This is a genomic window from Winogradskyella ouciana (assembly GCF_009709615.1).
GTDB lineage: Bacteria > Bacteroidota > Bacteroidia > Flavobacteriales > Flavobacteriaceae > Winogradskyella > Winogradskyella ouciana.
Map to the genome: position 1 here is coordinate 379,325 of NZ_WJYA01000002.1, position 22,767 is coordinate 402,091.

Consider the following 22,767-nt stretch of genomic DNA (forward strand, 5'->3'; position numbering starts at 1 on the left):
ACAACTAAACGACTCAACGCATAAACAAAAACAAATGAGACTAAAAATAACACTACTCTTCACCCTGTGCCTAACGTTCAGCTTCTCCCAAGACCTAAAAATCCCAGTAGACACCGCATACGTCACTACAAACACCGTGACCATAAAAGGAAAGCAAGTCAACTACAGAGCAGAAACAGGCTTTCAACCCGTTTGGGATGATGAGGGCAAAATGATAGCCTCATTATACTACACCTACTACAAACGCACTAATGATAGCAAAGGCAACGAACGACCAATCATTTATTCTTTTAACGGTGGACCTGGATCTGCTTCGGTTTGGATGCACATTGCCTACACTGGCCCAAAAATCCTAAAGATTGATGATGAAGGGTATCCCATTCAGCCTTATGGAGTAAAGGATAACCCTAATTCCATATTAGATGTTGCGGATATTGTATTTATCAATCCAGTGAATACAGGCTATTCTCGTAAAATAGCTGATAACGAAGGAAAAATGCCAGACGATAAACTGTTCTTCGGCATTAATGCCGACATCAAATATTTAGCAAGCTGGATGAATACCTTTACCACACGACATAACCGTTGGGAATCACCAAAATATATCATAGGCGAAAGCTATGGCGGAACGCGAGTGATGGGCTTATCACTAGAACTACAGAATAGCCAATGGATGTACCTTAATGGTGTCATCTTAGTCTCACCTGCAGATTATAAAGTATTACGTGTTGGTGGACCATTAGCTTCGAGCTTGAATTTACCATACTACACAGCAGCTGCATGGTACCACAAGGCCTTATCTCCAGAACTTCAGAACAAAGACTTATTAGAAGTCTTACCAGAAGCTGAAGATTTTGCCATAAACACATTAATGCCAGCCATAGCCAAAGGTTGGTCATTGCCTGAAGCTGAAAAACAAGCCGTAGCCAAACAGATGAGTCATTATTCTGGCCTATCGGAAAAAGTAATCTTACAACAAAATCTAGATGTACCTAACCGTTATTTCTGGAAAGAATTGCTTAGAGACAAAACCGGCGAAACCATAGGGCGACTAGATTCAAGATACATTGGAATCGATAGGGTTGAAACAGGCACGAGTCCAGATTACAGTGCAGAGCTCACCTCATGGCTACATAGCTTTACTCCTGCCATTAATTACTACATACAGAATGAATTGAATTTTAAGACCGACGTAAAGTACAATGTCTTCGGAAATGTTGGTAACTGGGACAGAACCAATGATAACACCAGAGAGGATTTACGACAAGCCATGGCTCAGAATCCGTACCTGAAAGTCTTAACGCAGTCTGGTTATTACGATGGCGCTACGACGTATTTTGCTGCCAAGTACTCACAATGGCAAATAGATCCAAGTGGAAAAATGAAAGATCGTTTTTCTTTCAAAGGCTACAGAAGTGGCCACATGATGTATCTACGAAATGAAGACTTAATACAAGCCAACGAAGATTTGCGGGAGTTTATTAAGAACTCAGCATCTAACGGTAAATCTGCGAAGTATTGATTATATTCTAAACTCAGAACATATATATCCTTATCATGCTGAACTTGTTTCAGTATCTCACACAAAAAAAAGGCTTCCATCTCAAAATATAGAGAGGAAGCCTTTAATTTTATAATACCGTAATTAACTACCCTTTCAACCAAGCAGCCCTTAACGCCTTTTGCGCTTCAGTAGCATTTGGGTCTTCAACTAAAGATTCGCTCGTTGCTGTAGCTTCAGTTAAAGTGCCTTTAAGTTCCATAGCTTCACCATTGCGCTCAATGTTTAAACTATACTCCTGCCCTACTTGCCATGCAAACATACCTCCAACTACTTGCTGTGCATTTTGCAAAGTTAAATCTGTGCCATTCACCTTTTTTATAACATCACCTGCTTGTACTCCTTGGGATGCCCAAAATGAATTCTTTAATGCCATAGGCGAAAAGAAAATGGTTCCTTTGTCTGGGTCTGCATCAAAAATAATGTTCTGTCCACCTGCAAAGATGTAATTTGTTGGCACTTCAGTTTCACCCATAGTTAAACCTACCATTTCAAAAAACGCGTTATAGTTGATGGGTACATCTCCTTCAACATGTGTTTTTAAGAATTCACCAACACTTGGGTAGGTCATAGCTGTAATTTCATCTATAATCTTACCATCTTCAAATGGCTTTTCTTTACCATATTTAGCTGATAATTCCTTCATTAAAGACAACATGCTTCTATTGCCATCACTTTCTTTACGCATTAATATGTCAATACACATACCGATTAAAGCACCCTTCATATAGACGTTGTAATAATTAGATGCATACGGCTCTTCCAATACGTTTTCACTCATAATTGTGAAACTCATGGCATCATCTAAATTCTTTGACGTGGCTATTTTAGACATTATAGTGTTATAGAAAGCACTAGGTTCAATCAACCCTTCATATACCTGAAAATGCTGTGCGAAGTATTCCGTCACACCTTCGTACATCCAAAGATGCTTAGAGAATGTAGGCTGGTTATAATCAAAATAGTGTACATCTTCTGAATGTACCGATAATGGTGTTACAATATGAAAGAATTCATGCGCAACCACATCAATAATAGATGCAGCCAAACCTTCTTTGCTTGAAGACTCTGGTAAAACTACTACGGTAGAAGTATGATGCTCTAAAGCTCCCATTCCTTTTGGTGCCGTTTCAGAACCGTCTGATAAGTATAAATAAATATCGTAACGAGCCGTGCTGTTGATGTCTCCCAAATACTCTTTTTGGGCTTGCATCATTTTATAAACCGTCTCTTTTTGACTTGCGGCCGTATGTACTTTGTTTGGCGAATAAACACTCAAAACAATCTTAATATCACCAACCATAAATTCCTCAACATCTAACTTACCATACATCATTGGGTTATCGGTAATATCAAAATAACGCTGTGCGAAGTAACTGCTTGTTATGGATTTACCATCTGGGCTAGACTTAATACCTGTATTTTCTAAAGCAGAAGTTCTTACAAAAGTTGCTGGTGCCGTAACATCCAATGCATATTGGTTATTCTTTAGAGAGTCGAAATATCCTATAAATCCATGAAGGTTTAATACATAATTGTCATCTTCGATATTAGTACCTGCAGGAGAAAATGGATTTTCACCTCCTATACCTCCACTCGATTCTATATCGAACGTATCATTAACATAATAGGTTAATTTATCCAGCTTAGTAGCGTCAGAAATGGTCCACGTATTGGTGTCTACTTTAGAAACTTCCAATTCATTGCCATCGTAATCCAATGCCTTAAGGTCATCGACATATTTTCCGAAATCACTAACAGAGTATGTTCCCTGAACAACTCTTGGCAATCTATAAGTCACCGTTTCCGCAGTAAAACGACCAGGATCAATGGTTACTGGCACCTTGTCATCTACTACTGCTGTTAAATCTAAAGCTGTTTCAATAGGATTGTTTACCGCTAAATCATCTACTTTTGGCTTTGCTGAACCACAGCCTACCAAAATTACGCTTAAGCCAAGTATGGCTATATAATTCTTCATGTTTATCTTATTATTTTTTTTTACTAGACGCACAAATCTACAATCTGTTACTATTATAAACCTAAAGGTTTTGTTAAATTCGTGCCATGTCTAAACCACTTGTAAGCATTTTAATCCCATTTAAGAATACAGAAGGCTTTATTGCCGAATGTTTGAAGTCCATCATAAATCAGTCTTACACAAACTGGGAGGCCATTTTTGTGGATGACCATTCTGAGGATTCCTCGCAACAAAATGTAAAAGAATTTGCCAACCAAGATTCCCGAATAAAACTTTACAACAATAATGGTAATGGCATCATTGAAGCTCTAAGAACGGCTTTTGAAAATTCGTCCGGAAGCTATATCACTAGAATGGATAGCGATGATATTATGTCGTCTGATCGTTTAGAAGTCATGCTGAACAGTCTTTTAAAACACGGAAAGGCGCATCTTGCTGTCGGACAGGTTAAATACTTTAGGTCAGATGGTGTTAGCGATGGTTATGCACGCTACGAACGCTGGATTAATAAATTGACTGCAACAGGAAGCAATTATTCTGAAATCTATAAAGAATGTGTTATTCCGTCTCCATGTTGGATGTTGCATCGTGATGATTTTATAGCTTGTGAAGGTTTTGAACCCAATCGCTATCCTGAAGATTACGATTTGGCCTTTCGGTTTTATAAAGCAGATTACAAATGTATTCCTTGCGATAAAGTCCTACTCCATTGGCGCGATTACAGTACACGTACATCGAGAACCCATGAACATTATGCCATTAATTACTTTTTGGATATTAAGGTGCATTATTTTTTAGAGCTGGATTACAACCCAAACCGACCCTTAACCATTTGGGGAGCTGGCAATAAAGGTAAAAACGTGGCGAAGCTTTTGATAGAAAAGAAAGTTCCGTTTTACTGGATATGCGATAACAAGAAAAAAATTGGCAAACATATTTATGGCCAAGAGCTTTATAATTTTGATTATTTATTGCAACTAAACCATCCTCAAAGTATTGTAACCGTTGCCAATGACCATGAACAGCAAGAGATTAGACAGTACTTTTCTGATAACGGCATGAAATCTATGATTGATTATTTCTTTTTCTGTTAAAATTCTCAAAAGCGCAATACTGTTATCGTTTTGCATTTTCTATATTTGAGCTTTAGACCTGCAAGTTTTATAAAACTTGCTAAGTCTCCAAAAATTCGATGAATGCAGTTTAAACACCCAGAATTACTTTACGCCTTATTTTTACTGGTCATTCCCATTATTATTCATTTATTTCAGCTTCGTCGTTTTCAAAAAGTTCAGTTTACAAATGTAAAATTTTTAAAGGCGGTAAAATTACAAACGCGTAAGAGTTCACAGTTAAAAAAGTGGTTAACGCTTTTATCTCGTATGCTACTGTTAGCTAGTGTAATTATAGCGTTTGCCCAACCTTTTATTCCAAATACAGAAGATTTTAATGAAGCTCAGGAAACAGTCATCTATTTGGATAACTCCTACAGTATGCAGGCCAAGGGTAAAAATGGTACATTATTGAATGAAGCTATACAAGACATTATCAATACCTTACCTGAAGACGAGCCCATATCGCTCTTTACCAATACCCAAACCTTTAGAAATACAACAATCAAAGCGCTTAAGAATGATTTAATACAATTAGAGCACTCACCCACTCAACTTGATTATGACGCCGTGTATTTAAAAGGCAGACAACTATTTTCGGATGGTGGTTCTTCAACGCGTAATTTGGTTTTAGTATCAGATTTTCAGCAAAAAGCAAATAATTTGACCTTTGAAGCTGACAGTACATTGAATTTAAAATTAGTTCAACCAAAATCTACGCTTATAGCTAATGTGAGTATTGATAGTGTTTATGTTACTAATACAACTGCGGAAACACTAGACTTAAACGTAAAACTATCCAACCAAGGTGTGGCTTTAGAGAATGTAACGGTTTCATTATTTAATGATAATGCTTTATTAGCCAAAAGTGCAGTGGATATTGATAGTGATGCTGAAACCACGTTCACCATATCTAATGCTATGGCCATAAATGGTAAATTGGTTGTTGAAGATAATGGTTTGCTGTACGACAATTTCTTTTATTTTAATATAAATGATAAACCGAAAATTAAGGTTTTAGCTGTTAACGAAGAAGCAGAAGACGGTTTTCTAAAACGCATTTATACCGATGATGAATTTGAATACCAAGCGTATAATTTTAACGCTCTAAATTTTAATCTCATCCCAGATCAGAATTTAATTGTGTTAAATGAGATTGAAACGATTTCAGAAGCTTTAAAAACAGCAATAAATGCGTTTAAAAATGACGGAGGAAGTGTATTAATAATACCTTCAAGTAATATTAATTTAAACTCTTATAATCAATTAATTAATACTTTAAATATTTCTTCTTATAATTCTTTAAGTGATAATGAGAAACGAATAACAACCATTAATTATAACCATCCACTTTTGGCCAATGCTTTTTATTCAAAAGTGACCAATTTTCAATACCCAAAAGTTAGCAGTTCTTATCAATTTTCTTCAAATTCCAACAGTGTTTTATCTTATGAAGATGGGAGTTCTTTTTTAACAGGAAACGCCGGTTCATATGCATTTTCGTCTGCACTGAATAAAAACAATTCAAACTTTAAAAATTCGCCTTTAATTGTTCCTGTGCTATACAATATTGGGAAGCAAAGCCTAAAGTTATCTCAACTTTACTATTCCATTGGTCAGCCCAATACTATTGAAATAAATGCCGTGTTGGGTCAGGATGATATTTTAACTTTATCCTCAGATGACGCTTCCGTAATTCCGCTGCAGAAAACCTATAGCAAATCCGTAGTGATGGAAACGGAAGACTATCCGAATACTGCAGGCATACTTAATGTAAAAAACAAAGACCAAATTATACAGAAACTCAGTTTTAATTACAACAGAAGCGAAAGTAATCTCAGCTATTATGACTTACAAAACATATCCAATAATGATGTAAGTAGCAGCTTAGCATCTACAATCAATGACATAAAAAGTAGCACAAATGTTAATGCGCTATGGAAATGGTTTGTTATTTTTGCACTGGTATTTTTAATTATAGAGATACTTCTACTAAAATATCTTAAATGAACGCACTCATAAAATCTGCCACTATCGTTGATTCTAAAAGTGATTTTCACAACGAAACGGTTGATATTTTAATTGAAAAAGGTCGTATCGCTAAGATTTCCAAACGCATTTCAAATCCCAATAATTACAGAGAAATAAAATTAGATAATCTACACGTATCCCAAGGTTGGTTTGATAGTAGTGTATCTTTTGGAGAACCTGGTTACGAAGAACGAGAGACCATTGAAAACGGTTTAAAAACAGCTGCGCAATCTGGTTTTACTTCGGTTGCATTGAATGCCAATTCCAATCCTGTAATTGACAGTTACGCTGACATTACGTTTGTAAAGTCAAAAGCACAGAGCAAGGCGACGAGCCTCTATCCTATTGGTGCTTTAACCAAAAGCAGTAATGGAAAAGATTTAGCAGAGCTTTTTGATATGAAAAATGCTGGAGCTGTGGCATTCTATGATTATCAAAAACCTATATCCAATCCTAACTTAATGAAGATTGCGTTACAGTATGCGAGTAATTTTGGTGGTTTGGTTTGTTCATTTCCTCAAGAATCAAAAATTTCTGGAAAGGGAGTGGTCAACGAAAATATTAATAGCACACGCCTAGGCTTAAAAGGTAATCCGGCTTTGGCAGAGGAACTTCAAATTGCCAGGGATTTATTTTTATTGGAATATACCGAAGGCAAACTGCATATCCCAACCATATCAACTGCAAAATCTGTCGAGTTGATCAGAGCCGCAAAGCAAAAGAAACTGGATGTAAGCTGTAGTGTTGCCATACACAATCTAGTGCTTACTGATGATAGTTTAGAAGGTTTTGACACGAGATATAAGGTACTGCCACCTTTGCGTACACAAAACGACTGTGATGCTTTAATTGAAGGTTTAAAAGATGGCACTATTGATATGGTCACAACGGATCATAATCCGATTGATATTGAGGATAAAAAAGTGGAATTCGATTTTGCTAAATATGGGACTATTGGTTTAGAATCTGCATTTGGAGCACTACAGACTGTTTTTACTACTAAAAAAACCATCGGTCTATTAACGCAAGGCAAAGAACGGTTTGGCGTGAAGGAATCAATAATTAAAGAAGGTGAAGCTGCGGATCTATGTTTGCTTAATCCAAATGTTAATTATCAATTTGATAAATCTGACATCACTTCAAGATCTAAGAACAGTGCATTTTTAGGCATGGAATTAAACGGGAAGACTTATGGCATTATCGCTAATAATAAAATTGTTTTAAAATAATGGATCAAAATACAATTGAAGAAGGTAAGCCCCTAGGAATTGTTGCGTATATAACGATTATTGGCGTCTTAATTGCTTTCTTTATGAATCAAGAAAAACGAAACCCTTTTATTTCTTTTCATGTTAGACAAGGGCTTGGATTATGGATTCTCTTCATGATAATGGGATATGTCGTAAGCTATTTTAATAATTGGAATATCACCTATTCTTGGTGGATATTTTTCTCTGTCCTTTTTATTTATGGAATAATTGGCGCCATATCTGGCAAAATGAACAAAATCCCAATACTTGGCAGCGTGTTTCAAAATTTATTTAAATCCATCGGACAATAAGTATGGCAGATTTACATTACATCAAAAGACCTTCTAAACTAAAGGAAAATGCACCTCTAATGATTATGTGCCATGGTTACGGAAGCGATGAAAATGATTTATTTTCTTTTGCATCAGAATTGCCAGAAGAATTATTTATCATTTCACTACGAGCGCCTTACGTGATGCAACCCTTTGGCAATGCATGGTATGCTATAAATTTCGATGCTGAGAAAGGCAAATGGAGCGATGATGAACAAGCCACTGAGTCGGTTGATAAAATTGCAGATTTTATAGATTATGCTTGCAAAACATATCCCGTGAATTCTGAAAATGTAACGCTTTTAGGATTTAGCCAAGGTACAATTCTTAGCTATGCTGTGGCGCTAAATTACCCAACAAAAATTAAAAACATTGTGGCTTTGAGCGGTTACATCAACAAAGGCATTTTACCCGATTCAATTGAAGAAAGTGAGGTTTCTCATCTCAATTTTTTCTGTTCTCATGGGTCGGCAGATCAGGTAATACCTGTGGATTGGGCAAGAAAAACACCAGATTTTCTTACGGCTTTAAACATTAACCATACATATAAAGAATATCCCGTTGGCCATGGTGTTGCACCTCAGAATTTTTATGATTTTAAGGATTGGCTGAAAGACTATATTTAAAATATTGAATCGTAACTAATTGAGCTTCTACTGCGCTCAATCTGACATTTATTAAGTCTTGTGTTATGCGACCTTAGGATACATAAAATACTCAACAAGCTTATACTTTAAATCGTTGTTCTCATCAATTTCATAGGTGATAAAGATTTCTCCCCAATATTCACCATCAGTAAAGTTTGCAACAATCCATCTGTGATTTAAGATTCTAACTTTATTAATTAGTAACTTAGAATCTGTCATGGATACAAATGGTACAATGGGATGGTCATCACCTTCGTAATCATTCATATTATAAAGTCCTTCTTTAATCGCATTAATTAATTGTTCGGTGTTATAACCTTGTGCTACAAAATAATCCAGAGCATTGTCATTTCGATCTATATTAAAGTAATTCAATTCAAAATTTTGCTCTTCCAAGGCTTCGATGGTTTTTTCCTGTTCTGCAATTTCAGTCTTAAAACTATCAATGTCCTTTTCGTATTTGTCAATTATATTTTTAGAATTTACATATTGAAAAATAATGAGCAATGCCGAAAAAATAAACAGGTACATAAATAATTTACTCTTCATAATATCTTAAATGGTTATTTGTAAGTTATCGTATGCCAGAAAAACGTTGTCTGGCAAGTTTTGTTGTACATCATCATGAAAACCCATATGATGGCTAATATGAGTTAAATAAGCACGTTTTGGTTTTACTCGTTTAATAAAATCCAAAGCTTCTTCAAGGTTAAAATGAGATAAATGAGGCTTTATCCTAAGTGCATTAACAACGAGAACTTCTAAGTTGCTAAGCTTATCTGCCTCCATATCATGCACAAAATTCATGTCAGTGAGATAGGCAAAATCCTTAAATCGGTACCCAAATACTTGTAATTTGTGGTGCAATCCATCAATGGGAACTACATTAAGGTTACCAAGCTCAAACGGTTTGTTTTTAACTTCGTGCGTCCTAACACTCGGCACACCAGGATATTTGGCCTCGGAAGTAAAAATATAATCAAAACGTTTTTTCAAGGCTTTAAAAACTCGCTTGTGAGCGTAGAGATCAATATCACCTTGTCTAAAGAAAAATGGTCTTATGTCATCCAAACCCATGGTATGATCTGCATGCTCATGCGTAAAGACGATACCATCAATTTTAGCAACATTTGCCTTGAGCATTTGTTGTCTAAAATCAGGACCGCAATCAATCACATAACTAAAATTGTCCCATTCTATCAAAACCGAGACACGTAATCTTTTATCCTTTGGATTATCACTTAAACACACAGGATGTGTGCTTCCGATTATTGGAATCCCTTGTGAGGTTCCGGTGCCTAAAAATGTAATTTTCAAGGGTGTTAAGTTTATAACAAAAGTAAGCTTATTTTTTTGTTTGCGATACTAAATTAATACCTTTGCTAAAACGATGCAAACCCAATATCCATGGAAGAAATAACGTATATAGGCGACTCGGAATTTGAAAACATTCCCTCCCTCAAGGACAAAGCCTTACGTATTAATCTCAATAAAGACATTTACGGAACTTTTGCCGAAATAGGTGCAGGCCAAGAAACTGTACGCCAATTTTTTAGAGCAGGTGGTGCTTCAGGTACCATTGCAAAAACAATGTCTGCATATGACAAAGACTTTAGTGATGCTATTTATGGTATTGAGGATGACAAGCGGTATGTAACAGAAGCTAGACTTCAAAAAATGCTCAATCATGAGGTTGAACTAATTGAGCAACGAATCGTTAGGGAAAAGCATCCAAGCAAGATCTTCTTCGCTTATGCCAATACAGTTGCTACAATTGATTTTGCAAAGAAATACAAAGGTCATGGTTGGGTTGGTATAAAATATCAGGTAGCACCTGACCAAGCTTATAATGATATTTTACTTCACATTCGCTTTAAAGAAAATGATGCGCGATTACAACAGGAGACACTTGGTAAACTAGGAACTAATTTAATTTATGGTGCCTTTTACAAATACAATCAACCACGAAAATTATTACGCTATTTATATGATCATTTAGATAAAGACCAACTTGAAATAGACACGATAAATTTCTCTGGACCTGTTTTTAAGGATGTAGATAACAGATTAATGAGTTTACAGCTAGTTAAAAACGGAATGACAGATGCTGTAATGTTTGCACCAGATGGAAACAATGTACTGCCTGCTCGTGTACTGTATAAAAAGAATATCCTTGCTTTAAGAGGTAGTTTTAGACCTGTTACCAAAGTGAATATGGATATGTATGAGAAATCATACGATATGTTCATAAAAGAGAATAAGGTTGATAAGGACAATACTCAAGTCATTTTTGAGATTACATTATCCAATTTAAGAGCAGAAGGTAAAATTGATGAGCAAGATTTTATGGATAGAGCAAAATTATTATGCTCTCTAGGTCAGACGGTTTTGATATCCAATTTTCAGGAATATTATAAACTGGTTGAATATTTCTCTCAATATTCAAAAAACCGGATGGGACTTGCGATGGGTGTCAACAATCTCATTGACATTTTTGATGAAAAGTACTATCGCCATTTAAGTGGTGGGATTTTGGAAGCCTTCGGTAAATTATTCTATAAAGATTTGCGAGTATACCTCTACCCAATGCAAAATGATGATGGCAGCTTAACCAATAGTGAAAACCTTAAGGTACACCCTCGTATGAAAGAGCTTTACAAGTTCTTTAAATACAATGGTAAGGTTGTGGATATTACTGATTTTGATACCTCAAACCTAGCCGTATTCTCTAGAACGGTCCTTAAAATGATTGCAGATGGCGAAGATGGTTGGGAAGAAATGCTTCCTGAAGGTGTTTCAAACTTAATTAAGGAAAAGAGTTTATTTGGATACGAATCTGAAGAGGTGATGCACAAATAAAATTGCAAAATCTAAAATTTTAAAGCGACTCTTTCATTAGACAAAATATTGAAAAAGTCGCTTTTTATTATTTTAACAACAATCTACTCTGAAAGAATCTGAGATGTATGCGCTTTGGTCTTCACCTTAGTAATCACATCTTCTATTATACCATTTTCATCAATAATAAAAGTGGTTCTATGAATACCATCATATTCTCTGCCCATAAACTTCTTTGGTCCCCAAACTCCAAACGCTTCAATTACGTTTTTGTCTTCATCTGCCAAAAGTGGATATTGAAATCCATACTTATTTTTAAAATTAGACTGACGTTTGGCACTATCGGCACTTACTCCTAAAATTTCATATCCTTTTGACTTAAACCTATCGTAGTTTTCATTAAGGTTACAAGCTTCAGCTGTACATCCAGGTGTGCTCGCCTTTGGATAAAAGAAAACCACTAACTTTTTACCTTTATAATCTGATAAAGAAACCGTATTGCCTTTTTCGTCTTTTGCTGAAAAATCTGGCGCTTTATCTCCTTCTTTTAAATGTGTCATAATTGCTTAAATTTGTGTTTCTGTAAAAATACAGCGAAATGACCAAACAAGAAAAGGTAAACTTTGTTATCAATACTTTGGATAAATTATATCCGCAAATTCCCATTCCATTAGACCATAAAGATCCTTATACCTTATTAATAGCAGTATTGATGTCTGCACAGAGTACTGATGTGCGTGTTAATCAAATCACGCCTTTATTATTTGAGCGGGCGGACAATCCTTATGACATGATTAAATTGAGTGTCGAAGAAATTAGAGAAATTATAAAACCAGTAGGATTGTCTCCAATGAAAAGCAAAGGTATTTATGGCTTATCACATATTCTAATTGATAAACATAATGGCAAAGTCCCACAGACTTATGAAGAGCTCGAAGCCTTGCCAGCTGTCGGTCATAAAACAGCTGCAGTTGTATTGTCTCAGGCATTTGGGATTCCTGCCTTTCCTGTTGATACGCACATTCATCGTCTAATGTACCGTTGGAATTTAAGCAATGGTAAAAATGTAGTACAAACCGAAAAAGATGCCAAACGCTTGTTCCCAAAAGAACTTTGGAATGATCTACACCTTCAGATTATATGGTATGGTCGTGAATATTCACCTGCTCGTGGCTGGAATTTGGAAAAAGACATCATTACCAAAACCATTGGACGGAAATCGGTATTAGACGAGTACTATAAAAAGCAAAAAAAATCCTGATTCGTAAAAATCAGGATTCTTTTCCAACTTAATTTAGAAGTGCTTCAAACTTCAATTTATTATAATTTATAACACTTAAAGCCTTTGAGTAATTCAAAAGGAAACTCACGGTCTCATCTTTTGGATGCAGGTTGTTTTTTTTTGGGGAAGCGTTAGAGTAAATTTTTTCCATATTACCAGTTTTGGATTTGTTATATGGATTAAAAACGCACCTTAAAACACTTTATTGTATCAATTCGTTAAAACGATATTATTTTGTTCTATAACTTTACGCATATTAATAAGCGCATAACGCATTCTACCTAATGCCGTATTAATACTTACACCTGTACGTTCTGAGATTTCCTTAAAGCTCATATCTTGGTACATACGCATTATAAGCACTTGCTTTTGGTCTTCTGGAAGTTCTTCGATAACGCGTCTTACGTCTGACTCCACCTGATCTTTAATCATGCTTTTTTCAGCATTTAAGCTAGAATCGCTTAAAACAGAAAATATACTAAACTCACCAGCATTGTCAAACTTTGGCATTCGGCTGTTCTTCCTAAAGTGATCGATAACCAAATTGTGGGCAATACGCATCACCCAAGGTAAAAATTTACCCTCTTCGTTATATTTACCACGTTTTAAGGTTCTAATGACCTTAATAAAGGTATCCTGAAAAACATCTTCTGTGATGTCTCTATCATAAACCTTAGAATAAATAAAACTATAGATTTTCTGTTTGTGCCTGCCTATCAATATGGCAAGGGCGTTCTCGTCTCCTTTAATATAGTTGCTGACCAACTCTGCGTCTTGGATAAGTTCTTTTTTCATAATATTACTCTTAGTAGTAAGAAGCGGACTTCTTAGCAAGGGGTTAAAATTTTCTAAAGTAATATTATGCTATACGCAGTTGTTTTTTAAATGATTATGCTTCAAATATAACAACAATCATTCCGAAAAAGCAAAAAATATTACCAAATTTTAACATTTTATCGGAAAAAATGTTCCTTTAATAGATGGATAAGATGTAGTATCTTTGCGAAATTAGATTCTCAAAAATCCTATGAACACTACTATTTTAGACGTAAATCCGAAAGAAAATATCATCATAAAAGGAGCAAAATTGCATAATCTCAAAAATGTTGATGTTGTTATTCCTAGAAATAAATTAGTGGTTATTACAGGGTTATCTGGCTCAGGTAAGTCGAGTTTAGCATTTGATACCTTATATGCTGAGGGCCAGAGACGTTATGTTGAAAGTTTGAGTAGTTATGCGCGTCAGTTTTTGGGACGATTAAATAAGCCAAAAGTAGATTATATTAAAGGCATCGCACCTGCTATTGCCATTGAGCAAAAAGTGAATTCAACAAACCCACGTTCAACAGTTGGTACTACAACAGAAATTTACGATTACCTAAAATTATTATTTGCCAGAATTGGTAAAACCTACTCTCCTATTTCTGGTGATTTGGTAAAAAAACATAGAGTCACTGATGTCATAGATTATATTTCAAAATTTGAGGAAGGTTCAAAACTATTATTGTTATCACCTATTATTTTAGAAAAAGACCGAACAGTTGAAAACAAATTGCAAACACTTCAGCAACAAGGTTATGCAAGAGTTAAAGTTAAGGATGAAGTTTTGCGCATCGATGATGCCTTGAAGCAGAATATTAAATCAGCAAAAGACCTTTACCTCGTTGTCGATAGAATTGTATATAAAGACGATGAAGATTTTCTCAACCGACTGGCAGATGCCATTGAGACCGCTTTTTTTGAAGGAGTAGGTACATGCATTGTTGAATCGCTTTCAGACGGAAAGCAGACTACTTTCAACAATAAATTTGAATTGGATGGCATGACTTTTCTTGAACCCAACGCTCACCTTTTCAGCTTTAATAACCCTTATGGAGCTTGTCCTAAATGCGAAGGTTATGGTGATGTTATAGGTATAGATGAAGATTTAGTAGTGCCAAACACAGCATTGTCGGTTTACGAAAATGCCATTTTTCCTTGGCGAGGTGAAAGTATGAGCTGGTACAGAGATCAACTGGTGAATAATTCACATAAGTTCGATTTCCCTATTCACAAACCTTATTTTGAATTGAGCCCAGAACACAAAGCGTTAATTTGGTCTGGTAATCAATATTTTGAAGGATTAGATAATTTCTTTGCCGAACTAGAATCTAAAGCTTATAAAATTCAAAATCGTGTGATGTTGTCACGCTATCGTGGCAAAACCAAATGTAATGTTTGTAAAGGCAAACGCTTACGCGAAGAAGCGGGTTATGTAAAAATCAACGATGCCACGATTACGGATTTGGTGGATTTACCATTAAACGATCTGGCTGAGTTTTTTAAGAATTTAGAGCTAAACGAATACGAAGCTAAAATTGCCAAACGCTTACTGACCGAAATCAACACAAGACTCGAATTTCTCTCAAATGTTGGATTGAACTATTTGACACTAAATAGAAAATCCAACACGCTATCTGGTGGTGAGAGTCAACGTATCAACCTAGCCACATCACTTGGTAGTAGCTTGGTTGGGTCCATGTATATTTTAGATGAGCCAAGTATTGGTTTGCATCCAAAGGATACGGAACGCTTAATTTCAGTTTTAAAATCTTTGCGCGACTTGGGCAATACCGTTATCGTTGTTGAGCACGATGAAGACATAATGAAAGCTGCCGATGAAATCATAGACATTGGCCCTGAAGCTGGTACGTTTGGTGGAGAGGTAGTTGCTACTGGAGAGTTTAAAGATATTTTGGTGTCTGATACCTTAACGGCAAAATATCTGAATGGGCAATTAGAAATTAAAGTGCCTGAAAAACGAAGAACATCCAAATACCATATTGACATTATTGGAGCACGTGAGAATAATCTTAAAAATATAGACGTTACATTTCCTCTGGAAATGCTCACCATCGTTACTGGTGTTTCTGGTAGTGGAAAAAGTACTTTGGTGAAAAAGATTTTATTTCCTGCCATACAGAAGAAATTAACAGGGTTTAGTGATAAGGCTGGTCAGTTTACAGAAATGAAAGGGAATCATAGTAACGTTCAGCATGTAGAATTTGTAGACCAAAATCCAATAGGTCGCTCGTCGCGCTCCAATCCTGTGACTTACATTAAAGCCTACGATGACATCAGAGCGTTATTTGCATCTCAAAAATTGAGCAAGATTAGAAATTATGCAGCCAAGCATTTTAGTTTTAACGTCGATGGTGGACGTTGCGAAACCTGTAAAGGTGAAGGAGAAGTGACTATTGAAATGCAGTTTATGGCAGATGTCCATCTTACCTGTGATACTTGTAACGGTAAGCGATTTAAGAAAGAAGTATTGGAAGTCACTTTTGAAGGTAAATCCATTGACGATATTCTTAATATGACGATTGATGATGCCATTGATTTCTTTAAAACCTACAAGCAAGACAAAATTCATAAGAAACTACAGCCACTACAAGACGTAGGTTTAGGCTACGTTACTTTGGGTCAGTCCTCTTCTACCCTTTCTGGCGGTGAGGCACAACGTATAAAGCTGGCAACGTTCTTAGGTAAAGGTAGCAAAAGTGATAACGCCTTATTCATCTTTGACGAACCAACGACAGGCTTACATTTTCATGATATACAGAAACTATTAAAATCTTTTCAAGCATTAATCGCAAAAGGACATTCTATAATTGTTATTGAGCACAATATCGATTTGATAAAATGTGCGGACTATATCATTGATTTAGGACCAGAGGGTGGAAAACAGGGAGGTCATCTAGTGGCTTTTGGTACTCCAGAAGAACTCGTAAAGAACGATAGTTCGATTACTGGGAGATACTTAGTTGATAAGCTTTAACCTAGATATTAGTCTAAAATTAACCTAAAAGGATAAGGGATAAATTATTTCGTTTAATTTTCATTTTGTAAATTGTAAACAGCTATTAACCAATTTTTTACAAAATGAAAACATTAACTTCTATTCTATTATTTTTTATAGTGTGCAACTTGTCTTTTGCGCAAACAGATTGTAAACCCTATGTCCCAACAGAACAAGGCACAAAATGGGAATTGACAAACTATAATGCCAAAGGAAAAATTACCGGAACGGTCAATTATGAATTGGTTGATAAAATTGTTGATGGTAATGAAGTGACCTTTAAAATAAAAACAACAACTTTTGACAAAAAAGGAAAGCAAATTTTTGAGAGCGAATACGAAGCAAAATGCATTGATGGCGTTTTTGATCTAGATATGGCCGTTAAAATGGATGGCAGTCAAATGTCGCAGTATGATGGTATGGATGTAGAAGTAGATGCTTCAAAATTTGAAATTCCTGAAATGGACGCTAGTCCAGGTACTGAACTAGAAGATGGCACTTTAAATGTAAGTATGGGGTCTTCTGGTGCTATCGGATTTAAAATGACAATAGAAATAACTGACCGCAAAGTAGAAAAAAGAGAGACATTAACTACAGAAGCTGGTGAGTTTGATTGTATTGTTATATCACAAAACATCAGTACTAAAATGATTGTTAAAGTAAGAGCCTCTTCTAAAGAATGGTATTCAGAAGGTATTGGCTTAGTGCGCTCTGAGTCTTATAACAAAAAAGGCAAGTTAATGGGCTATAGTGTTTTGACTAAAATGGAAAACTAGTAGAACAGAAACGCAATTACACCAAGAATTCCAAAAGATAAAGGCAAAACAAATAATAAAAATAAAAAGCTCACCAAACCGCTTTTTATAAAACTTAGAAACCAGTTTTGTCCATAAAATTTAATTATTGCTAGAAGCAAATAAATAAATGTAGAAAATGCTACAAGCCAGTCTATCCAATCTGGTATAGGCCAAAAACGGTTAACGCCAAAAATAATACTGAATACTACAAACAAAAACGAGAAATAATAAAAGCTAAAGACTAAATGATGCGAATATCTTCCTTTGTTAAAAAAGAATAGTTTTAACAAAAAGGCAAAAATTGGCAACAAAAAGAACATAGCTAAAGGTATACTATCGATAAAGGTTTGATAGATTTGACCCAATCCCATCGTTCTGTAAAACTTTAATCCTTGCTCATAAAACTTTCTGGTTAAAAAACCATCATCTTCATCCATTCCCATGGCCTTATAAAGCTCTTCATCTGTTGCGCCTTGTGCAATTAGAGAATCCAACTTTTGTTCATTAAAACTAAATGATGTCTCTATATCGTCTTTTGGAATCTTAATATTCGATATGGAGTCGAGTGCCTTTAAGCCCTCTTCATCTAAACCTATATTTACGCCATTTTCTTGATGGGGTTTAACAAATTCGTTTACGTTAATGGAGTCTTGAGGAATAACACTATCACGTTGTGCGAGTTTTTCAGATCTATTCTCTAAAACCCTTTGCATATTCTTATCTAATTCTTCCCTACCCTCACGTACATAAAAGTTAAAAATAAAGAAGAAGATAACAGCAACAAACAAATACATCTGAGCTGGATGCAAATACAACAACCGCTTACCCTTAATAAACTCCTTAGCCAAATAACCTGGCCTAATCATTAATGGAATAAAGCTTTTTAAAAATCTTGCATCAAAGGAAAAGTAATTGCTGATTGTGTTATAGAAAAGCACACCAATAGTTAGCTCATCATTGGTTTTTTGTCCGCAATGAGGGCAAAATTGAAAACCTTCATCGTAAGGTTGCTCGCAATTTTGGCAAGTGGCTTGGTTAGTATCCATAATTGGTGGTTAGTCTGCTTTAAAAGTAGTAAAATTTATAATATGGTTAGCTATAATTTAGAAGACTTAGCATCAATTTTGTTACAAAGTTTGCCTTAAAATGTTTTGTAAGTGACTGTGATTAAACGATTTGTAATCTTGGCACGCTAATTGGTTTTCTACAGACATATAGCGTAAGCCTAAAAGTTCTAAACGAGTTAGAGCTAGGCAAATCTAAAAACCTATAAAATATGAAAAGGCAAGTACTTTTTTTGGCAATGGTGTTATTAGGAATAACATCAGCCACAGCGACAACAGCAGGAGATGCTGTTTTAAATGGGGAAGATTTTAAAAATGCACGCTATCGTTATGCACAACCTATTTTGTTTGTAGAACGTGGTGTAGAGTTTTTGATTTTTCCTGATGGAAGCTTCGACTTTAATACGGAAGCATTTTCTACAGTCCCAGGCAATTACTTTTACAGACGTAATAGACGTGGCACAAATAGAACTTATGGAGCACCAGGCACAAGATACCATAGAGGTGAAAGAGGTGTTTTGGTACAACACGATAGATTAGGACGTGTAAGACGTATTGGTAACGTATTTATCAATTACGACAGACAAGGCAGAATTAAACGAGTTGGTTCTGTATATATGAGTTACAGAAGAGGCCAGCTAAAACAGGTTGGTGGCTTACAAATTCTTTATAATAGATATGGAGATGTGATTGGTACCCGAGGACAGGTAAACTTTAGCAACCAAGGTTGTGGCTTTTGTGGAGTTTCTGGCTGTACCCTAGATCACTTTGATAGTCACTCTTTCGATGATGATGATTGGGACGACGATTGGGATAACGATGACGACTATTATTATTACAGAAAGAATGGTAAAGTAAAGAAGCAGAAGAAAGCAAAATTCAAAGACTTTGATTGATATGTTAAACCATTAAATTGTATTTGATGGCTATAATAACCCTGAATATATCCCCAAATAGTTCAGGGTTTATTTTTTTGAAAAATTACCAGACTGATACATGAGTTTTTCTAGGTTTTTATATTTCCTGAAAGATTTATAGTGCTTACAATAATTGGTGTGATAAGTATGATTATTAATAAAATCCACTTGAATATTATACCATTCCTGTGGCGTTAGTTCTTTATTGAAATACTTAAGCTCTTTGTACAACAATTCACTAACCGAAAAAAAATGTTTAGTGCCTAGATATTCCAGATCGGCATCAGCTAAAATTTCTTCCAAATGGTTTTTTGGATCCTGAGGGATTTTAGTAGCCATAATCATTCCGCATACAGAATCGATGTCTTCTGTAGAAAAATGAAAACCTTTCAAATCCTTTGAAGCAATTTCACAACCAATCTCTTCATGATTTTCATGTGATTTAATAAACCCTATATCATGATACAAGGCGGCTATCTTTAACAGTAATAAATCTGATTTAGAAATATTCTCTTTTGAAGCTATGTAGATAACCTTCTCTAAAACATAGCGTGTATGTTCTACACTGTGATAAGTTAAATAGCTTGGTAGATTTTTCTCTAAAAGCTCAAATACATGAGCTTGTATTTTCTTAAAGGGTACTTTCATCAACGAGCACTTTTTCTACTTAGAATGCCGCCACCAACTTCTCTAATATTTTGTACAAACATAAATGCTTTAGGGTCTTTTTCCGCAATGGCTTTTTTAATTTTATGCATTTCCAATCTTGTAACTACCGTTACAATAATATCGCAATCTTCTTTTACTCCATAAGAACCAGGTAAATTTCCTCTTTCACCTTTGTAAACCGTAATTGCTTTATTGAAATCATTTACTATAAGCGATTTAACCATTTCAGAATTAGGAGATATAATATTTAATGAAATTAATTTCTCTATCCCATTTACGATATAATCTGAAACCTTTACCGCAGTAAAAAAGGTAATTATAGAATACATGGCTTTGTCCAGGCCTAAAAAGAAAGCAATGATTAAGAAAATAGTGGTGTTGATTGCGATAATTATCTCTGCAGTTGAAAAACCCAATTGCTTATTTGTGTATTCAGCTATCACCTCCAATCCATCAATGACTCCTCCACTTCTAATTACAAAGCCTATACCTAATCCAACAAAAACACCACCAAAAGCAGCGACTAAAAAATGATCCTTTGTGATTGCCGGAACGGGAATTACATTAAGCGCTACACCTAAAAGAATTAGCGCCACTAAAGCATGTACAGCAAAGTTTTTACCAATTTTCCTATAGCCCATAAACACAAAAGGAATATTAAGTAGAAGCAATGGTATCCAAACATCGATATGATAAATTTCGTGCAAAAGAATTGAAATACCCAAGAGACCACCATCTAAAAAGTGATTAGGAATCATAAATCCTTTTATAGCCACAGTAGCTGCTGTTATACCTATGAGCTTCAAAAACAATGATTTTATACTAAATACCTTACGTAATTCAATGCTATTATCTTCTAAGTCGCTCATGGTAAGTTTATTTATAGATGGCTAAAGTATAAATTTTGAAGCATTTACCTTTATTATTTGTTAAATATCAGTATATCAAACGGTTAAATATTTTGGCACGCTGTTTGTTTAATACTAGATGAATTTAATTTTAAAACCCTTTAACTATGAAACGGATTCTATTTTTATTTGCAAGTATAGTGGCTTTTGGCACTACTGCATTCGCAACTACAACTACAACCACCACAACAACATCTGAGGCTGATGCTTCTATTAATAATTATGTGAGAGGTTATGGGAATTCTTTCATATTTACTGAAGGAGGTATTGAATTTTCAGTTTACAGAGATGGACAATTCGATTTTTATTTGCCTGATTATGGGCCAGACGTCAGTGTTGGCATAGATACGCCAGGTTTTACCTTGAGTTTTAACGCAGGTTATGACTATAACCCATATGTACAGTATGATAGATTTGGTGCAATCATTCAAATTGAAAACACACCAATCTTCTATGATTTCTACGGAAGGGTTAATCAAATCGGTAACATTTTTATCACTTATAACGGATTTAACAGAATTAGTAGAATTGGTGGATTAAATGTTTATTACAGAAACAATACATATTGGAGATGTGATGGGTTCATCAACGTTTATAACAGAGCATACGTTTGGAGACCTTGGCATAGATTTTACATTATTCCACCAGTAAATTACTGTGTTGTTAATGTGCGTCCATACAGACAATTTTACACACCTGTTAGACATATCTATTACAGACCATATAGAAACAACGTGAGATATTACAATGTTAACAATGGAAGACGTGGCAACGCACAAGTAACTAGAAGAAACACTAGTGATAGATACGTACAGACTCCAAGAAATAGAAGAGAGCGTACTATACAGAGAACGGTTACCCGTAGAAACACGGAAATCACAAGAACTAGAACTACACGTCTTGCAGAAAACTCGTCAACTAGGACAACTAGAGCAACACGTGGCAACAGTACAAGAACAACTCGTGGTGACAATGCAAGGACTACAAGATCTATAAAACGATCTGATAAAGGCACTACCACACGTTCTAATACTAGAGTGACTAGACCGAGTAATAGTACAAGAACAAAAAGTAAAACGACTAGAACAGGTTCTAATGCCAGAGTTAACACTCCATCAAAAACAACACGTTCTAGTACTGTAAGAACAAAAAGAAATACTAATAATAATGTGACCAGAACACGTGGTTCTGTGTCTAAAAAAGTAGAGAGAAAAAAAAGTACTTCGGTAAGAAAACCGAAAACCAATAACTCTCGTACATATAGCAGAACGACAACGCAAAATAACAGACAGCGAAGTACAGTTCAAAATAAGAGAAAGTCATCTTCTGCATCGTCTAGATCTAAAACAAGTAGAAGAAGCAACCAAAGTTCTACCAGATCTAACTCAAGACGAAGCAGAGGATAAAAGATAAAAACATGATTTTTTTGGTTGGTTAGTAGAAGTCCCGTATGATGTATGCCTCAGAGCACCTTACGGGATTTCTCGTTAGCATTCCCACGAAAGTGGGAATCTTTTCTTTTATAAGAAATCAAAAACTA

Annotated in this window: 20 protein-coding genes; 12 read left to right on the forward strand and 8 right to left on the reverse strand. The window is 35.3% G+C overall.

The window, feature by feature from the left end:
* The first annotated feature begins 34 nt into the window (after window positions 1-34).
* On the forward strand, window positions 35-1,522 hold the full coding sequence (locus tag F1003_RS02495; RefSeq protein WP_155087621.1) for a S10 family peptidase: 1,488 nt from the start codon (window positions 35-37) through the stop codon (window positions 1,520-1,522).
* A gap of 127 nt (window positions 1,523-1,649) precedes the next feature.
* On the opposite strand, the gene F1003_RS02500 is transcribed toward F1003_RS02495, so the two are convergent.
* Window positions 1,650-3,542 (reverse strand): M61 family metallopeptidase, encoded by a 1,893-nt coding sequence (locus tag F1003_RS02500; protein WP_155087622.1) that lies wholly within the window; start codon window positions 3,540-3,542, stop codon window positions 1,650-1,652.
* A gap of 86 nt (window positions 3,543-3,628) precedes the next feature.
* Here F1003_RS02500 and F1003_RS02505 point away from each other — a divergent pair, with 86 nt between their 5' ends.
* From F1003_RS02505 to F1003_RS02525, 5 genes are all read left to right on the forward strand, one after another.
* A complete protein-coding gene (locus tag F1003_RS02505; protein ID WP_155087623.1) occupies window positions 3,629-4,636 on the forward strand; it encodes a glycosyltransferase family 2 protein in 1,008 nt (335 codons plus the stop codon).
* A 102-nt stretch (window positions 4,637-4,738) separates the two neighbouring features.
* A complete protein-coding gene (locus tag F1003_RS02510; RefSeq protein WP_155087624.1) occupies window positions 4,739-6,664 on the forward strand; it encodes a BatA domain-containing protein in 1,926 nt (641 codons plus the stop codon).
* A complete protein-coding gene (locus F1003_RS02515; RefSeq protein ID WP_155087625.1) occupies window positions 6,661-7,914 on the forward strand; it encodes a dihydroorotase in 1,254 nt (417 codons plus the stop codon). The genes F1003_RS02510 and F1003_RS02515 overlap by 4 nt, the downstream gene beginning before the upstream one ends.
* Entirely contained in the window at window positions 7,914-8,246 is a 333-nt protein-coding gene (locus tag F1003_RS02520) for a hypothetical protein (RefSeq protein ID WP_155087626.1), read from the forward strand. The genes F1003_RS02515 and F1003_RS02520 overlap by 1 nt, the downstream gene beginning before the upstream one ends.
* Before the next feature lie 2 nt (window positions 8,247-8,248).
* Complete coding sequence (locus F1003_RS02525) at window positions 8,249-8,893, forward strand: alpha/beta hydrolase (RefSeq protein WP_155087627.1); 645 nt, start codon at window positions 8,249-8,251, stop codon at window positions 8,891-8,893.
* 63 nt (window positions 8,894-8,956) lie between these two features.
* On the opposite strand, the gene F1003_RS02530 is transcribed toward F1003_RS02525, so the two are convergent.
* Together F1003_RS02530 and F1003_RS02535 are read right to left on the reverse strand one after the other, a co-directional pair.
* Complete coding sequence (locus tag F1003_RS02530) at window positions 8,957-9,463, reverse strand: thioredoxin domain-containing protein (RefSeq protein ID WP_235898263.1); 507 nt, start codon at window positions 9,461-9,463, stop codon at window positions 8,957-8,959.
* A gap of 6 nt (window positions 9,464-9,469) precedes the next feature.
* Complete coding sequence (locus F1003_RS02535; RefSeq protein WP_155087628.1) at window positions 9,470-10,231, reverse strand: MBL fold metallo-hydrolase; 762 nt, start codon at window positions 10,229-10,231, stop codon at window positions 9,470-9,472.
* Between the two features lie 90 nt (window positions 10,232-10,321).
* Here F1003_RS02535 and F1003_RS02540 point away from each other — a divergent pair, with 90 nt between their 5' ends.
* A complete protein-coding gene (locus F1003_RS02540; RefSeq protein ID WP_155087629.1) occupies window positions 10,322-11,773 on the forward strand; it encodes a TonB-dependent receptor in 1,452 nt (483 codons plus the stop codon).
* 83 nt (window positions 11,774-11,856) lie between these two features.
* Here F1003_RS02540 and bcp read toward each other — a convergent pair whose 3' ends face one another.
* Window positions 11,857-12,312: a thioredoxin-dependent thiol peroxidase gene (bcp, locus tag F1003_RS02545; protein WP_155087630.1), complete on the reverse strand. Its 456-nt coding sequence runs from the start codon at window positions 12,310-12,312 to the stop codon at window positions 11,857-11,859.
* Between the two features lie 38 nt (window positions 12,313-12,350).
* Here bcp and F1003_RS02550 point away from each other — a divergent pair, with 38 nt between their 5' ends.
* Complete coding sequence (locus tag F1003_RS02550; protein ID WP_155087631.1) at window positions 12,351-13,013, forward strand: endonuclease III domain-containing protein; 663 nt, start codon at window positions 12,351-12,353, stop codon at window positions 13,011-13,013.
* Window positions 13,014-13,244: 231 nt separating this feature from the next.
* Here the strand turns inward: F1003_RS02550 and F1003_RS02555 are convergent, their stop codons facing one another.
* A complete protein-coding gene (locus tag F1003_RS02555) occupies window positions 13,245-13,829 on the reverse strand; it encodes an RNA polymerase sigma factor (RefSeq protein WP_155087632.1) in 585 nt (194 codons plus the stop codon).
* Window positions 13,830-14,061: 232 nt separating this feature from the next.
* Here F1003_RS02555 and uvrA point away from each other — a divergent pair, with 232 nt between their 5' ends.
* Together uvrA and F1003_RS02565 are read left to right on the forward strand one after the other, a co-directional pair.
* A complete protein-coding gene (gene uvrA / locus F1003_RS02560) occupies window positions 14,062-16,851 on the forward strand; it encodes an excinuclease ABC subunit UvrA (protein ID WP_155087633.1) in 2,790 nt (929 codons plus the stop codon).
* A gap of 104 nt (window positions 16,852-16,955) precedes the next feature.
* The gene (locus tag F1003_RS02565) at window positions 16,956-17,648 is read left to right on the forward strand and encodes a TapB family protein (RefSeq protein WP_155087634.1); all 693 of its coding nucleotides are present in this window, start codon (window positions 16,956-16,958) and stop codon (window positions 17,646-17,648) included.
* Here the strand turns inward: F1003_RS02565 and F1003_RS02570 are convergent.
* On the reverse strand, window positions 17,645-18,715 hold the full coding sequence (locus F1003_RS02570; protein ID WP_155087635.1) for a DUF3667 domain-containing protein: 1,071 nt from the start codon (window positions 18,713-18,715) through the stop codon (window positions 17,645-17,647). The genes F1003_RS02565 and F1003_RS02570 overlap by 4 nt on opposite strands.
* 230 nt (window positions 18,716-18,945) lie before the next feature.
* On the opposite strand from F1003_RS02570, the gene F1003_RS02575 reads away from it, so the two are divergent.
* Window positions 18,946-19,629: a hypothetical protein gene (locus tag F1003_RS02575; RefSeq protein ID WP_155087636.1), complete on the forward strand. Its 684-nt coding sequence runs from the start codon at window positions 18,946-18,948 to the stop codon at window positions 19,627-19,629.
* Between the two features lie 69 nt (window positions 19,630-19,698).
* On the opposite strand, the gene F1003_RS02580 is transcribed toward F1003_RS02575, so the two are convergent.
* Both F1003_RS02580 and F1003_RS02585 read right to left on the reverse strand, forming a co-directional pair.
* Complete coding sequence (locus F1003_RS02580) at window positions 19,699-20,298, reverse strand: HD domain-containing protein (protein WP_155087637.1); 600 nt, start codon at window positions 20,296-20,298, stop codon at window positions 19,699-19,701.
* Entirely contained in the window at window positions 20,298-21,188 is an 891-nt protein-coding gene (locus F1003_RS02585; RefSeq protein WP_155087638.1) for a YitT family protein, read from the reverse strand. The genes F1003_RS02580 and F1003_RS02585 overlap by 1 nt, the downstream gene beginning before the upstream one ends.
* A gap of 146 nt (window positions 21,189-21,334) precedes the next feature.
* Here F1003_RS02585 and F1003_RS02590 point away from each other — a divergent pair, with 146 nt between their 5' ends.
* A complete protein-coding gene (locus F1003_RS02590; protein ID WP_155087639.1) occupies window positions 21,335-22,633 on the forward strand; it encodes a hypothetical protein in 1,299 nt (432 codons plus the stop codon).
* The last annotated feature ends 134 nt before the right edge of the window (window positions 22,634-22,767 follow it).

What these genes read in the sequence shown, in the direction of transcription:
- F1003_RS02495 (WP_155087621.1), top strand. Translation starts at nt 35, where the DNA reads ATGAGACTAAAAATAACACTACTCTTCACCCTGTGCCTAACGTTCAGC.
- F1003_RS02500 (WP_155087622.1), bottom strand. Translation starts at nt 3,542, where the DNA reads ATGAAGAATTATATAGCCATACTTGGCTTAAGCGTAATTTTGGTAGGC.
- F1003_RS02505 (WP_155087623.1), top strand. Translation starts at nt 3,629, where the DNA reads ATGTCTAAACCACTTGTAAGCATTTTAATCCCATTTAAGAATACAGAA.
- F1003_RS02510 (WP_155087624.1), top strand. Translation starts at nt 4,739, where the DNA reads ATGCAGTTTAAACACCCAGAATTACTTTACGCCTTATTTTTACTGGTC.
- F1003_RS02515 (WP_155087625.1), top strand. Translation starts at nt 6,661, where the DNA reads ATGAACGCACTCATAAAATCTGCCACTATCGTTGATTCTAAAAGTGAT.
- F1003_RS02520 (WP_155087626.1), top strand. Translation starts at nt 7,914, where the DNA reads ATGGATCAAAATACAATTGAAGAAGGTAAGCCCCTAGGAATTGTTGCG.
- F1003_RS02525 (WP_155087627.1), top strand. Translation starts at nt 8,249, where the DNA reads ATGGCAGATTTACATTACATCAAAAGACCTTCTAAACTAAAGGAAAAT.
- F1003_RS02530 (WP_235898263.1), bottom strand. Translation starts at nt 9,463, where the DNA reads ATGAAGAGTAAATTATTTATGTACCTGTTTATTTTTTCGGCATTGCTC.
- F1003_RS02540 (WP_155087629.1), top strand. Translation starts at nt 10,322, where the DNA reads ATGGAAGAAATAACGTATATAGGCGACTCGGAATTTGAAAACATTCCC.
- bcp (WP_155087630.1), bottom strand. Translation starts at nt 12,312, where the DNA reads ATGACACATTTAAAAGAAGGAGATAAAGCGCCAGATTTTTCAGCAAAA.
- F1003_RS02550 (WP_155087631.1), top strand. Translation starts at nt 12,351, where the DNA reads ATGACCAAACAAGAAAAGGTAAACTTTGTTATCAATACTTTGGATAAA.
- F1003_RS02555 (WP_155087632.1), bottom strand. Translation starts at nt 13,829, where the DNA reads ATGAAAAAAGAACTTATCCAAGACGCAGAGTTGGTCAGCAACTATATT.
- uvrA (WP_155087633.1), top strand. Translation starts at nt 14,062, where the DNA reads ATGAACACTACTATTTTAGACGTAAATCCGAAAGAAAATATCATCATA.
- F1003_RS02565 (WP_155087634.1), top strand. Translation starts at nt 16,956, where the DNA reads ATGAAAACATTAACTTCTATTCTATTATTTTTTATAGTGTGCAACTTG.
- F1003_RS02570 (WP_155087635.1), bottom strand. Translation starts at nt 18,715, where the DNA reads ATGGATACTAACCAAGCCACTTGCCAAAATTGCGAGCAACCTTACGAT.
- F1003_RS02575 (WP_155087636.1), top strand. Translation starts at nt 18,946, where the DNA reads ATGAAAAGGCAAGTACTTTTTTTGGCAATGGTGTTATTAGGAATAACA.
- F1003_RS02580 (WP_155087637.1), bottom strand. Translation starts at nt 20,298, where the DNA reads ATGAAAGTACCCTTTAAGAAAATACAAGCTCATGTATTTGAGCTTTTA.
- F1003_RS02585 (WP_155087638.1), bottom strand. Translation starts at nt 21,188, where the DNA reads ATGAGCGACTTAGAAGATAATAGCATTGAATTACGTAAGGTATTTAGT.
- F1003_RS02590 (WP_155087639.1), top strand. Translation starts at nt 21,335, where the DNA reads ATGAAACGGATTCTATTTTTATTTGCAAGTATAGTGGCTTTTGGCACT.